Annotated in this window: 15 protein-coding genes; 5 read left to right on the forward strand and 10 right to left on the reverse strand. The window is 59.0% G+C overall.

The window, feature by feature from the left end:
- Positions 1-31: 31 nt before the first annotated feature.
- From J1W56_RS02460 to moaB, 3 genes are read left to right on the forward strand one after another with little or no spacing between them, the layout of a single operon-like run.
- Entirely contained in the window at positions 32-217 is a 186-nt protein-coding gene (locus J1W56_RS02460) for a hypothetical protein (protein WP_091880998.1), read from the forward strand.
- A 6-nt stretch (positions 218-223) separates the two neighbouring features.
- Complete coding sequence (locus tag J1W56_RS02465) at positions 224-1108, forward strand: 4-(cytidine 5'-diphospho)-2-C-methyl-D-erythritol kinase (protein ID WP_223611577.1); 885 nt, start codon at positions 224-226, stop codon at positions 1106-1108.
- A gap of 2 nt (positions 1109-1110) precedes the next feature.
- Positions 1111-1653 carry a molybdenum cofactor biosynthesis protein B gene (gene moaB / locus J1W56_RS02470; RefSeq protein ID WP_223611578.1) on the forward strand — a complete coding sequence of 181 codons (543 nt, stop codon included), beginning with the start codon at positions 1111-1113 and terminating at the stop codon, positions 1651-1653.
- A 2-nt stretch (positions 1654-1655) separates the two neighbouring features.
- On the opposite strand, the gene J1W56_RS02475 is transcribed toward moaB, so the two are convergent.
- Complete coding sequence (locus tag J1W56_RS02475; RefSeq protein ID WP_223611579.1) at positions 1656-2162, reverse strand: glycosyltransferase family protein; 507 nt, start codon at positions 2160-2162, stop codon at positions 1656-1658.
- 148 nt (positions 2163-2310) lie between these two features.
- On the opposite strand from J1W56_RS02475, the gene J1W56_RS02480 reads away from it, so the two are divergent.
- Positions 2311-3462 (forward strand): PA0069 family radical SAM protein, encoded by a 1152-nt coding sequence (locus J1W56_RS02480; protein ID WP_223611580.1) that lies wholly within the window; start codon positions 2311-2313, stop codon positions 3460-3462.
- A 137-nt stretch (positions 3463-3599) separates the two neighbouring features.
- Positions 3600-4259: a ribonuclease HII gene (locus tag J1W56_RS02485; protein WP_223611581.1), complete on the forward strand. Its 660-nt coding sequence runs from the start codon at positions 3600-3602 to the stop codon at positions 4257-4259.
- A 73-nt stretch (positions 4260-4332) separates the two neighbouring features.
- On the opposite strand, the gene J1W56_RS02490 is transcribed toward J1W56_RS02485, so the two are convergent.
- The 9 genes from J1W56_RS02490 to J1W56_RS02530 all read right to left on the reverse strand — a co-directional run bounded on the left by J1W56_RS02490 (position 4333) and on the right by J1W56_RS02530 (position 11908).
- Positions 4333-4812, reverse strand: a complete 480-nt coding sequence (locus J1W56_RS02490) for a F0F1 ATP synthase subunit B (protein WP_223611582.1) — start codon at positions 4810-4812, stop codon at positions 4333-4335.
- An 11-nt stretch (positions 4813-4823) separates the two neighbouring features.
- Positions 4824-5450: a F0F1 ATP synthase subunit B gene (locus J1W56_RS02495; protein WP_223611583.1), complete on the reverse strand. Its 627-nt coding sequence runs from the start codon at positions 5448-5450 to the stop codon at positions 4824-4826.
- Between the two features lie 93 nt (positions 5451-5543).
- Positions 5544-5771, reverse strand: coding sequence for a F0F1 ATP synthase subunit C (locus J1W56_RS02500; RefSeq protein ID WP_008125314.1), 228 nt, complete (start codon positions 5769-5771; stop codon positions 5544-5546).
- A 71-nt stretch (positions 5772-5842) separates the two neighbouring features.
- A complete protein-coding gene (locus tag J1W56_RS02505) occupies positions 5843-6595 on the reverse strand; it encodes a F0F1 ATP synthase subunit A (RefSeq protein ID WP_223611584.1) in 753 nt (250 codons plus the stop codon).
- A gap of 35 nt (positions 6596-6630) precedes the next feature.
- Positions 6631-7041: an AtpZ/AtpI family protein gene (locus J1W56_RS02510; RefSeq protein ID WP_223611585.1), complete on the reverse strand. Its 411-nt coding sequence runs from the start codon at positions 7039-7041 to the stop codon at positions 6631-6633.
- A 594-nt stretch (positions 7042-7635) separates the two neighbouring features.
- Complete coding sequence (locus J1W56_RS02515) at positions 7636-8751, reverse strand: cell wall hydrolase (RefSeq protein ID WP_223611586.1); 1116 nt, start codon at positions 8749-8751, stop codon at positions 7636-7638.
- A 252-nt stretch (positions 8752-9003) separates the two neighbouring features.
- The gene (der, locus tag J1W56_RS02520) at positions 9004-10476 is read right to left on the reverse strand and encodes a ribosome biogenesis GTPase Der (RefSeq protein WP_223611587.1); all 1473 of its coding nucleotides are present in this window, start codon (positions 10474-10476) and stop codon (positions 9004-9006) included.
- A gap of 17 nt (positions 10477-10493) precedes the next feature.
- Positions 10494-11174: a tetratricopeptide repeat protein gene (locus tag J1W56_RS02525; protein ID WP_223611588.1), complete on the reverse strand. Its 681-nt coding sequence runs from the start codon at positions 11172-11174 to the stop codon at positions 10494-10496.
- Between the two features lie 152 nt (positions 11175-11326).
- On the reverse strand, positions 11327-11908 hold the full coding sequence (locus J1W56_RS02530) for an NnrU family protein (RefSeq protein ID WP_223611589.1): 582 nt from the start codon (positions 11906-11908) through the stop codon (positions 11327-11329).
- Positions 11909-12029: the final 121 nt, after the last annotated feature.

A 12029-nucleotide genomic window follows, 5' to 3' on the forward strand; every position in this document is an offset into this window, starting at 1 on the left:
GAATGATATCGGTAGTCGAGGGTTACAGACGATGCCACAATTGATCTTTTTTGCTCTTGTCGGCGCCGCCGCCTATTACGGCTATCGTTCGTTCAAGAAGGAAGCGCAGCGCGTCTCGCAGCGCGTGCGCGAGGCCGAAAAAGAGGCACAGAATCGTGCACAGGGAACACTGGTCCAGGATCCCGAAACCGGTGAATACCGCCTGCGCAAAGACTGAGCGTCCATGCTTGCCAGTCCTGACCATACAATCAGCCTCACCGCCCCGGCCAAGATCAATCTCGCGTTGCATGTGACCGGCAGACGTGACGATGGCTACCATCTGCTCGACAGTCTCGTCGTGTTTGCCCGTTTCGGCGACCGGCTGAGCGTGACGAAAGCAGCGGCAGATTCCTTCACCCTGTCCGGTCCCTATGGCATGGGCCTTCCCGCCGACGATACAAACCTGGTGCTGCGGGCGCGGGACGCCCTGCGCCGGCGGTATGGCAGGCAGGCAACGCCCGTCGCCATCCATCTGGAGAAACATCTCCCTGTCGCCTCCGGCATCGGCGGCGGCTCCAGCGATGCTGCTGCTGCCCTGCGCGCTCTGGCAGCCCTGTGGGCTATCGATGCCAGCCTGACGGACCTGGCCGCACTCGGCCTGCCGCTGGGTGCCGACGTGCCGATGTGCCTGCACGGCGAGGCGCTGATCGCGCGCGGCATCGGCGAAGAGATCGAGCGCATCGCAACCTTTCCGCGCCTGCCCATGGTCCTTGTCAACAATGGGGTGACGGTGTCGACACCGCAGGTCTTTTCCGCGCTGACCCGCCGCGACAATCCTCCCCTGCCCGCGCTGCCTCGCCTGACATGCCTTGCGGAGGTTTGCGCCTATCTCCGGCAGACGGACAACCATCTTTTCGCAGCCACGCAAAAGCTTGCGCCTTCGATCAACGGAAGCATGCAGGCATTGCTGGACACCAACCCGTTGCTCGCGCGCATGTCCGGCTCGGGCGGCACCTGCTTTGCACTCTACAGCGATGACGCGGCGGCTGATGCAGCCGCAATGCGGTTGCGCCAAAGCCAGCCCGCGTGGTTTGTCGTCGCCACCAGCAGCAACATGGAAGGGAACTGATCTTGGCCCGCATTGACGAGACACGCCCCTTTGTACCCGTCGGGATTGCCGTGCTGACCGTTTCCGATACGCGCACTCTGGATGACGACAAATCCGGCACGACGCTGGCCGACCGCATCACGGCAACAGGACACCGCCTGGTGGACCGCGCCATCGTGACTGATGATCGCGAAGCGATACGCGACAAGGTGCTTGCCTGGTCAAACAGCCCCGATGTGGATGTGGTCATCACCACAGGCGGTACGGGCTTTACCGGCCGGGACGTGACCCCTGAAGCGCTGGAGCCGATCTTCGAAAAGCGGATGGACGGCTTTTCCGAGGTATTCCACCGCATTTCCTACGACAAGATCGGCACATCGACCATCCAGTCCAGGGCAACCGGCGGTGTGGTCAATGCAACATTCGTTTTCGTGCTGCCGGGCTCACCCGGCGCCTGCAGGGATGCCTGGGATAATATTCTCCAGTTCCAGCTCGACTACCGCCACATGCCCTGCAATTTCGTCGAGATCATGCCCCGGCTGGGTGAACATCTCAAACGGGGCTGAGACTACTTCAACGCCCCGGGAATAATCTCCGCCCGCAAACGCTTCATGGCGAGACCGCGCGCCAGGTCCGCCGCACTCTTGCCCGGAGCCGACAAAGCCATCGCCTGACGCTTTGAAATCAGCAGCCCATTGGCGAGAGGATTTCCGGGCGCGAAAACCCGCGCGAAGAACGGCTTCCGATGCGCGTGGGAACGGGTGAAACAGGCTGGCCCCTGCATGCGTTCCACATGAAGGGAGACAGCCTCGATCCAGCCGTCGATCAACCGCGCACCGGGTTCGATGAACAAAATCCAGTCGCTGCGCGCGCGGCGCAGACCGTCGATCAATGTCTGGTCCTGCAGGAAAATACACCCGGCCGCATCGGCCACACGGTGAGTCTGGTCAGTCGAGCCGTGATCGATGACGATGACATCGCTCAACACACCTTCGACAGCTCCGCCCACCAGTCCGCCGAGCGTTCTGGCCAAGGGTTCATCGGCATTGCGGGTTTCAATCAGGACGGAAATCATCCATTTCAGTTATAGTATTATTATTGAAATTTCCATCATCCTTTTTCAGCAGATTGTTCTTGCTTTGTTCTCATAATTTGTTAGGAATACATTCATGTTGCGACGGTATGAGCGACTCAGTCTCGCTCCGGTCTCAAGGAGAATGTCAATGAACATCATGGTACAGGCGGACAAGGCCGCTTTCGGGCAAGGCCGGGCCGAACATGCCAATGTGCTGGTCGACGAAGCCGGGTTGCGGATCGACCATGGACGCCGGCGCGGACGCGGCGCGGGCGTGAACCCGTCCGGGCGGTTCGAGCCGGAAACGCGCCATGTCTTTGACGATGGCTGGGAGACAATCGAGGACTTGCCCGCCTTCAAGACCGAGGTGCAGATCGAGAAGCCGCGCACGATCATCACGCGCAATGACTCGCCGGATGTCGGATTCGACCGCTCGATCAATCCCTATCGCGGTTGCGAGCATGGCTGCATCTATTGCTTCGCCCGCCCCACCCACAGCTATATGGGCCTGTCAGCCGGTCTCGATTTTGAATCGAAACTGTTTGCCAAGCCCGATGCCGCCAGGATGCTCGACCGCGAACTGTCCAAACCGGGTTATACCGCCAAGACCATCGCTATCGGCACCAATACGGATCCCTATCAGCCGATCGAGAAGAAATGGCGCATCATGCGCGAGATTCTGCAGGTGCTCGAAGAGCATCAGCACCCGGTTGGCATCGTCACCAAATCGGCGCTGATCATGCGTGATATCGATATTCTCGCCCGCATGGCCGAGAAGGGTCTTGCCAAGGTCTGCCTTTCCGTCACGACGCTGGACGGCAAGCTTGCCCGGACGATGGAACCGAGGGCCTCAACCCCGACGCGGCGGTTGCAGGCACTGCGCGCCCTTTCGGATGCGGGCATTCCGACGGGAACCCTGGTGGCCCCGATCATTCCGGGTCTCAACGATCACGAGATCGAGCGCGTGCTTGACAGCGTGTATGCCATGGGCGCGCGCGAAGCCGGCTACGTGCTCCTGCGCCTGCCGCTCGAGGTCAGTCCCATCTTCAAGGAATGGCTGCTGCGCAACTACCCGGACCGTTATCGCCATGTTCTTTCCCTCGTGCGCTCCATGCGCGGCGGCAAGGATTACGATGCGGAATGGGGCAAGCGCATGCGCGGCGATGGTCCCTATGCCTGGCAGATCGGGCGCCGGTTTGAAATCGCTGCCAAGCGGCTTGGTCTCAATCTCGCCAAGCGCCGTCTGCGCACCGATCTGTTCGTACCAACCGCCGGCAGCGAACAGTTGTCGCTGTTTTAACCAATCAAACGGGTCTCCGACCCGTTTCTGAAAATCCGTCGGGCGCCCCCCATCCCGCTGACGGAAGTCCCGATGCCCTACCCCATCCGCATCGGGGCCTTGCAGAGAATCAGAACGAATGCGAGTCTCGCCGCAACATGGCTCGATCGCGTTCTGATTCTCTGCTTCTTCCTCTCGATACCGGCAAACCCGATTTTGCGACGGAGCGCCGGCTCATGCGCGATGGCGTGCCTTTTGTCGTAGGGATCGACGAAGCCGGTCGCGGGCCACTGGCAGGCCCTGTTGTCGCCGCCGCGGTCATCCTTGATCCCGAGCGGATTCCCGATGGTCTTGACGATTCAAAACGCCTGACCGCCAGGAAGCGCGAGGAATTGTTCGACATCATTTTGCAGACAGCGCTGGCGTCGGGTATTGCCAGTGTCGCCGCGCCGGCAATCGATGCGACAGATATTCTGAAAGCCGCGCTGGAGGCCATGCGCCGCGCCACCTGCAGCCTTTCCATCCTGCCGGGCCACGCACTCATCGACGGGCGGGATGTGCCGCGCGGCCTTCCCTGCCCCGGCACGGCGATGATCAAGGGCGACCAGCGTTCGGTCTCCATTGCCGCGGCCTCCATTCTCGCCAAGGTCAGCCGCGACCGGATGATGGCGCAGGCCGGCCGCCACTACCCGGCCTATGGACTTGAGACCCATGCAGGCTACGGAACAGCGTTTCATCGCAGCGCGATGCTAACCCACGGACCGGTAGCTGGCCTGCACCGTTTCAGTTTCGCACCGCTGAAGAACCGGGACGTTTAAAGCGGCAACCGCTCCTTCGCCCAAAAGAAAAAGCCGCCTCGCGGCGGCTTTCTCAAATTCCATTTGCCCTCAATCAGTTCAGGCGGGTCTTCACTTCGCTCAGAGAAGACTTGAACAGGTCGGCCGATGTCTTGGCGTCAACCTTGTCCTTGAGGATACGGCCCGCAGCGGCAACAGCGATATCGACTGCGGAAGCGCGAACGTCGTTGACGGCCTCGGTCTCGGCCTGGGCGATCTTCTGCTCGGCAAGCTTGTTGCGGCGTGCAACATACTCTTCCGTCTTCTGCTTGGTTTCCTCAATGATAGCATGGGCTTCGCGCTGCGCTGCGGCAACGATCTCGCCAGCTTCCTTTTCGGCTTCCTTGCGCTTGCGCTGATACTCGGCCAGCAGCGACTGCGCTTCCTCACGCAGGCGGCGGGCTTCTTCCAGCTCGTCGCGGATACGCTCGGCGCGGCCGTCAAGCGACTTGCCGACAACGCCCGGAACCTTGAGGTAAACCATCAGCGCCAGGAAGATAACCAGCGCAATCAGGGCCCAAAATGTTGCGTCCATCATGCTTCTCCTTAACCGCGCACGGCTTTGACCGCAGCGGAAACACTTGCCGTATCGACAGTTCCACCGATGATCTTCTTGACGATTTCCGCCGCCGTTTCCTCGGCGATGGCACCGACGCCAGCCATTGCCTTGTCCTTGATGGACGCAATGCTTGCCTCGGCTTCAGCCAGCTTCTTTTCCAGGGCAGCAGAGATTTCCGCTGTTTCAGCGTCTGCCTTGGCCTTGGATTCATCACGGGCGGTCTGAGCAATGCTGCCGGCCTTTTTCTTGGCTTCGGCAAGTTCCTGCTCATAGGCGGCGAGCGCCTCATCCGATTCCTGCTTCATGCGGGCAGCCTGATCGAGATCGGTTGCGATGCGATCGCGGCGGGTCTCGATGATGCCGCCGATACGTGGCAGAACCACACGCGACAGGAACAGGTAGAAAAATGCAAATGTCAGTGCCAGCCAGAGCAGCTGCGAAGCAAAATGGCTGGAGTCGAAAGGCGGGAAAACACCTTTATGCGCCACACCCGTTTCGGAGTGGGTCGCAGTGGCATGGGCATCAGACGCGCCACCCGTTGCAGCCGTGTCGGCATGCGCAGGTGTCTCGGTCTGAGCGGTTGTGGATGCGGCATGAGCCGAAGACACAAACATATGTTGTCCCCTTGGTTCGGGCATTTCCCGATCTGCTGACTTTAAATATTATACTGGCCGCGCAGAGCGCAGCCAGTATGAATTGCTTGCTGATTAAACAGCGAACAGAAGCAGAAGAGCGATGAGCAGCGAGAAGATGCCCAGAGCTTCAGTAACGGCGAAGCCGAATACCAGACGGCCGAACTGGCCATCAGCTGCGGATGGGTTGCGCAATGCACCGGAGAGGTAGCTGCCGAAAATGTTGCCAAGGCCGAGGGCCGTTCCGGCCATACCAAAGCAGGCGAGACCTGCACCGATGTACTTTGCTGCTACGGGATCCATGTTAAACTCCTTTGGATAGAATAGTTATTGATCGATTGCGTTTGGCGGAGCCCCGCCGGCGAAGTTCGTTCTCAGTGACCGCCAGGATGCACTGCGTCATTCAGGTACATGCATGTCAGCACGGTGAAGACGTAGGCCTGCAGGAAAGCCACCAGGAATTCGAGACCGGTCAAAGCGACCGTCATGGCGAGCGGCAGAATCGCGCCGCCGATACCGGCAGCTCCGAGCGCACTCAGCGACACCACGAAACCAGCAAACACTTTCAGCGTGATGTGGCCAGCAAGCATGTTGGCGAAAAGACGAACTGAAAGGCTGATCGGGCGGGAAAGGAAAGAAATGATTTCAATCGGCACCACGAGAAGCAGCAGCGGCGCCGGAACACCGGACGGCACAAAAACACCAAGGAATTTGAAGCCGTGTTTGGCGAAACCATAAACGAGAACCGTACCGATCACGAGGATCGCAAGCGCGAATGTCACGATGATCTGGCTGGTAATCGTATAGAAATACGGGAACATGCCGAGCATATTGGCCACAAGCACGAACATGAAGAGCGAGAACACAAACGGGAAGAATTTCATTCCCGAGGTTCCGGCCGAATCACGCAGCGTGGAAGCCACGAATTCGTAGGCCATCTCGGAAACCGACTGCAAACGGGTCGGGATCAGGCCGCGATTGGAAGAAGTCAGGTAGAGAAACGCCGAAGCAACCGCAACCGTCGCCACCATGAAGGCGGACGAATTGGTGAAGGACAGGTCAATTCCACCGACATCAATGGGAATCCATCGTGCAATCTGGAATTGATGGATCGGATCGTTGGCCACGCTAACCTCGTCTATATCGTTCCATGCCCGCAGGCTTATTCCGGTTTCTCACGGTCATCGCTCTTGTCGAGCTCAAATCCGCGGTTCTCCGCCACACGTCCTGCGGAGCGCAGGATGTTCAGCGTTCCGGCACAAAAACCCAGAAGGAGCAGAATGATCAGCCCCCAGGGTGAAGTGCCCAAAAATCGGTCAGCTAACCAGCCCAACCCCGCACCAACCAGAACGCCGGCGATAAATTCGCTCGACAGTTTCATGGCCTGCGCGACACCGGAGGCGGTCCCCGTCCCCTCGTCTTTCGAACCGGTCTTCCCGCCTACGCCCTTTGAAGCCAGTTTTGCTTCCAGATCGCGGCGGCGACTTTCCAGTTCATCCGAAGTCAGCGGCTTTCCGGCATCCGGCGTATTACCGACAGAACCTGACTGATCGGGCTTGTTTCCCGTGGCCAATGGCATGTCCTTTACACGCTGAATGCGAGGCTTCACCCCCGCTTCGAAGTCGCGCGCAACATATTGTTACGATCCGCGCTAGTCAAGGCGCAGAAGCAGGAGTCTCAAGGGTAATTTTCGCGGGAAATTTCAATACCTTAGGTAAATATGACTTTATGTCTCACCTCTGAGGGCAAAAATCGCGCGCGAATCCTGTGGACGACACCCCCATTCGAGGGCGCTTGAGGGCTGGGGCAATGCAACTTTTCAATCGCCGATTCCGCCCCCGGCGCAACCCAGCGTTTCTTGCGGCAGAAAGCGAACCAAACAATAAATAACGCTCGTGACGTTTTGAGAGTGAAGCAGAAAGCACCGAGCCAACCGGTGTATCGGGACGATGGGCCTCCCGACCACAGCAATGGCCTTGCTCTCAAACTTGGAGGTGATCTGTGTGGAAACTGCCACTTAGCATCACCCTGATATTGAAAAGAACCCGGACCAGTTGGTCGCTGTCAATCCGGGTTCAATTCAAATAATCAGGAAGGAGGGGCGGGCGAAAGCCTGTCCCTCACTCCAAGTCCAATATAGCAGTTTTCGCTGAGCTTCCAAGTGGCATCAAATCCAACCACCGCCATAGGTGCGGTAGAAGACGTGCTGGCCGATCTTGTCGACGCGTTTCATGGTGTGCGCCCAGTTTGGCCGGACATAGACGGCGTGATAGTGGGTGGCCGAGCCGACCTCCGGCAGGAAGATGCGCCCTGACGTAACAGCCATCGCTATTTCCTGCGCCATTTTCCAGTATTTCGGTTCCGTCACGACCAGCTTGCGTCCTTCACAGGCGAACGAGAACTGACAGCGGTTGATCCAGTCGTCGTTCTGGTAGACGACACCGCAAATGGTCTTTGGGTAAGCAGGGTTGCGGACACGGTTGAGAATGACCTGCGCAACGGCGGCCTGCCCCTTCAGGCTTTCGCTTCTCGCCTCAAAGTAAATGCCCGTCGCCAGGCATTTCTGTTCTTCCTTGGTGAAAACGACCGGCGGCAGCGGTGATGCCAGCCAGGCATGATCGCCAGCCCCCAGTTGCGGGACAAATCGCCCGGGTTGCTTTGGCTCATTGAGAATGTTGTCGAAAGGCGAGGTTTTCGCGTAATCAGGTTCAGCCGGCGCATAACCCAATGCCAGGACATCCGGCGTGTTGTTGGTGATCAGGCTGGCCAGCATGGGCGAGACCTGCGGATCGGCCTTGGCCGGTGCGCGATTATGAAATGCCAGAGCGATCTGGATTTCCTTGCCGGCGATCTTCGGCTTGGCAAAAGCCATTTCGACTTCGACGCCATGGGTCGGGCGGATCAGCATGCTCGATCGCTGGAGGATGGAACCTGCACTGAACGCCTTGGGCGGGGCCTTCTTGCTGATGGTGACGATGCGCCCCTGCTTCTCGGCCCGGTTGATGCGATCTTCATCGGGTGTCGCGCCGGGTGATTTCCCGGTGCCGTTGACAACGATCGGACCGATGCCCGGCACGTCGATACCACTGGCGGGAACACTCGAGGTGATGGCCTTGTCGTCGACAAGGGACATATTGGCTTTCTGGATGGAGCCGGCGGGTGACTTTTCCAGATACGCCGTCCAGCGGCCCTTGCCGGATTCGGCACCCGACAGCATGCTGGCCATGTCCTGATAGGCGACGATCGTGGGCGAGAACAGATAGATGGCCGTGCCGATAATCACCGGACCGATAAAATTCCTGTTTGTCCGATTCTTTTGCAGGGGCTTCAATGCCCTAGAAAACTCAGAGAAACGCACGCCGATACCCCACTCACAACCGAACAATACTGGTTGCAAAAATGAAGCATTAACCTTGATGGAGAGTTAACAGCCCTCGCGAAAGAGCGTAGCCGGTTGGTTTGGCGGACCCGTGCAAACGCAAACCGCCCCCGTGCAAAAACACGAGGGCGGCAGGATTTGTTGCAGTGGAATAGACTAGCGCTTCTTTTTTGCCCGTCCGGCAAATGGATTATCAGAGGTGCGCAGGACCAGCCGCAGCGGAACACCCGGCATATCGAACGTCTCGCGCAGTCCGTTTGTCAGATAGCGCACATAGGAGGTCGGGAACGCTTCCGGCCGCGAGCAGGAGATGACAAAGCCCGGCGGGCGGGTTTTGACCTGCGTGATGTATTTGATTTTGAGACGGCGGCCGGCGACGGCGGGCGGCGGGTGATGCGTCGTCACACCTTCCATCCAGCGATTCAGGCGACCGGTGGAAATACGGCGGTTCCATACCTCGTCCGTCGAGGCAACGGCGGCCATCAGCTTGTCGATGCCCTGGTTGCGTTCACCCGAGATCGGGACGGCACGGATACCGCGAATCTGCGGCAGAAGCCGTTCGGTCTTTTCGCGCAGATCGGCCAGCACCATCTGGCGGTTTTCGACCAGATCCCATTTGTTGAAGGCGATGATCGGTGCGCGGCCTTCACGGATGATCAGATCGGCGATCTGCAAATCCTGCTTTTCGAAGGGGATCGTCGCATCAAGCACGATAATGACGACCTCGGCAAACCGAATGGCCCGCAGCGCATCGCCCACGGACAATTTTTCGAGCTTACCCTGAACACGGGATTTGCGGCGCAGCCCAGCGGTGTCGAACAGCTTGATCTTGCGGCCATTCCACTCCCAGTCGACGGAAATGGAATCGCGCGTGATCCCCGCTTCCGGTCCGGTCAGCAGCCGATCCTCACCGAGCATCGTGTTGACCAGTGTCGATTTACCGGCATTCGGGCGCCCGACGATGGCGATGCGGAGCGGCTTGCTGGAATCATAGGCCGGGATGTCTTCGGCATCCGGATCGTCGATGTCGTCGCCGATCAGATCGTCCTTCGGCCCCGCAACGGCGGGAATGGTGACGGCGACCGCGTCGCTCTCGGGATCTTTCGTCTCGTACTCATCCGGGAAAACGCGCTCTTCTCCCAGTATTTCGACGATCGCATCGCGCAGATCAGGGAAGCCCTGCCCGTGCTCGGCCGAAATCGGGCAAGGTTCGCCCAGTCCCAGCTGATAGGAATCGTACATGCCGGATTCGGCACCGCGCGCCTCGGCCTTGTTGGCAACCAGAATAACCGGCTTGCCGGAACGGCGGACGAGGTCGGCGAAGGTTACGTCGGTGGGCGTGATACCGGCCTTGGCATCGACAAGGAACAGGATGAGATCAGCCTCCCCGATGGCCAGTTCCGTCTGGGCACGCATGCGGCCTTCCAGCGAATCGCTGGGGACCTCCTCGAGACCTGCGGTATCGATGACATCGAACTTCAGATCGTAGAGTTTGGCGGCATGGACACGGCGGTCGCGCGTAACGCCCGGCAGATCATCCACCAAAGCGATCTTGCGGCCGACAAGCCGGTTGAAGAGGGTGGACTTACCGACATTCGGACGGCCGATAATGGCGAGGGTGAAACTCAAAGACTCAAATTCCTGTGTTAACCGGCAGCAGCAGCGGGTGCTGCGCCAGTGCTGCGAAGCATGTCGAGCATCGTGTCGGCAAACTGGCGGATATTGGCGGGAGCGGCCTGATCATCGGAAATCTGCTTGAACAGCTTTTCCGCATCACCGCCGCGACCAGCTTTCCATGCGGCAAGGCCAAGGGCCTCACGCGCGGAATGGCGCATCGGATTGCCGTCGGACGAAAGAGATTCGACGCGTTTGGCAACATCGTCGTAGGAGCCCGTGTCGAGAAGCAGCAGGGCAGCGCGCAGTTTTGCCAGATCCCGGAGGGACTGGGGAACAGAGGCATCCGCCGCTACTTCGTCAAACGCAGCCACTGCGGCTGCCGGGTCACCCTTTTGCGCCTGCACGCCGGCAGCGCGCATGCGTGCCAGCACGGGATAAGCGCCGTAACCGGTCTTTTCCAGTTCACCCAGCGTCTTCAGCGCTTCATCATTCTTGCCGTCCCGGACAAGATTGAGCGCAGCCAGAAACTGGTCGCCGGATTTCGACGCCTGCTTTTCGGTCCAGTATTCATAGAAGGCGAAAACACCCGTGCCGACGACAAGGGCCACGGCAGCGCCGATCAGCAGGCCGCCAAAGCGCTTCCAAAACGCCCGCATCTTGTCGGAGCGGAGTTCCTCATTTACCTCACGGAAAAAGCCGTCGTCAGTCATAGTGCCTCATTGGTGCCCTTGGGGCCTGCGATGAAATGAATTGCAGATGCGCGAAGCAGCCCTCGCCACTCCGCGCACACAGTTAGAGCGCTTTTAGTCGGAAAATCCTCGGGATGTAAGGGCCAAGTGAAAAATAGCCCTCAGCCGGCGGTTTAAACTGGTGATACCCCGATCAGCCAGGCATGCAGTTTCCAGACAAACAGGGCATAGAGCACCACACCGGCGACAATGGCCATGATATCGTTGGAAACCGGTCCGGGCACAATCACCGTGCGCATCAGGCCCGCCCGCTCCTGCCGCTTGATGGAAATGCGATCGACCACGGCCCAGGCCAGAAATGACAGAAACAGGACGAGCGACGCCAGATCGCCATTGGCCATGAGATGCGCCAGCGCCCAGATTTTAACGGCAATCAGCATGGGGTGCTTGAGAATGGGCTTCAGCTTTCCCGGCTTGAAATTCGAAATCATCAGCGAGATGAACGAAAACAGCATCAGAAGCAGGGTGATGTGCTTCAGCCAGATCGGCGGCTCATAAATGAACAGCGAATAAGGCCGCGCCAGCACATACCCCCAGATGATAAGTATCAAACCAAGGAAGGAAATGACGGAGTAAAACCCCTTCCACTTGTTCTCGCCCCATGCGGCGATCTTGTCGAGACGCCATTGCGGCGCAACGATGCGGACCGAGTGAATTCCCAAAAAGACAACAATACCCAGAATCAGCACCAGCATGACCGGTTCCCCCGTTTGCCGGGAGAGTACAGCGGCGTTGGAACAGTTCCAAGACAGGTGCTTGCGGTGGATCGACGCGTCCGATCATCGCCACAATTCCCCTGTAGCGAGAATCATTCCT

Source organism: Phyllobacterium calauticae (assembly GCF_019991125.1).
GTDB lineage: Bacteria > Pseudomonadota > Alphaproteobacteria > Rhizobiales > Rhizobiaceae > Phyllobacterium > Phyllobacterium calauticae.

Excerpts from the sequence above, each read along its gene's own strand:
- J1W56_RS02480 (WP_223611580.1), top strand. The coding sequence starts at position 2,311 with ATGAACATCATGGTACAGGCGGACAAGGCCGCTTTCGGGCAAGGCCGG.
- J1W56_RS02465 (WP_223611577.1), top strand. The coding sequence starts at position 224 with ATGCTTGCCAGTCCTGACCATACAATCAGCCTCACCGCCCCGGCCAAG.
- J1W56_RS02500 (WP_008125314.1), bottom strand. The coding sequence starts at position 5,771 with ATGGATCCCGTAGCAGCAAAGTACATCGGTGCAGGTCTCGCCTGCTTT.
- J1W56_RS02475 (WP_223611579.1), bottom strand. The coding sequence starts at position 2,162 with ATGATTTCCGTCCTGATTGAAACCCGCAATGCCGATGAACCCTTGGCC.
- J1W56_RS02460 (WP_091880998.1), top strand. The coding sequence starts at position 32 with ATGCCACAATTGATCTTTTTTGCTCTTGTCGGCGCCGCCGCCTATTAC.
- J1W56_RS02495 (WP_223611583.1), bottom strand. The coding sequence starts at position 5,450 with ATGTTTGTGTCTTCGGCTCATGCCGCATCCACAACCGCTCAGACCGAG.
- J1W56_RS02530 (WP_223611589.1), bottom strand. The coding sequence starts at position 11,908 with ATGCTGGTGCTGATTCTGGGTATTGTTGTCTTTTTGGGAATTCACTCG.
- J1W56_RS02490 (WP_223611582.1), bottom strand. The coding sequence starts at position 4,812 with ATGGACGCAACATTTTGGGCCCTGATTGCGCTGGTTATCTTCCTGGCG.
- J1W56_RS02485 (WP_223611581.1), top strand. The coding sequence starts at position 3,600 with ATGGCTCGATCGCGTTCTGATTCTCTGCTTCTTCCTCTCGATACCGGC.
- J1W56_RS02525 (WP_223611588.1), bottom strand. The coding sequence starts at position 11,174 with ATGACTGACGACGGCTTTTTCCGTGAGGTAAATGAGGAACTCCGCTCC.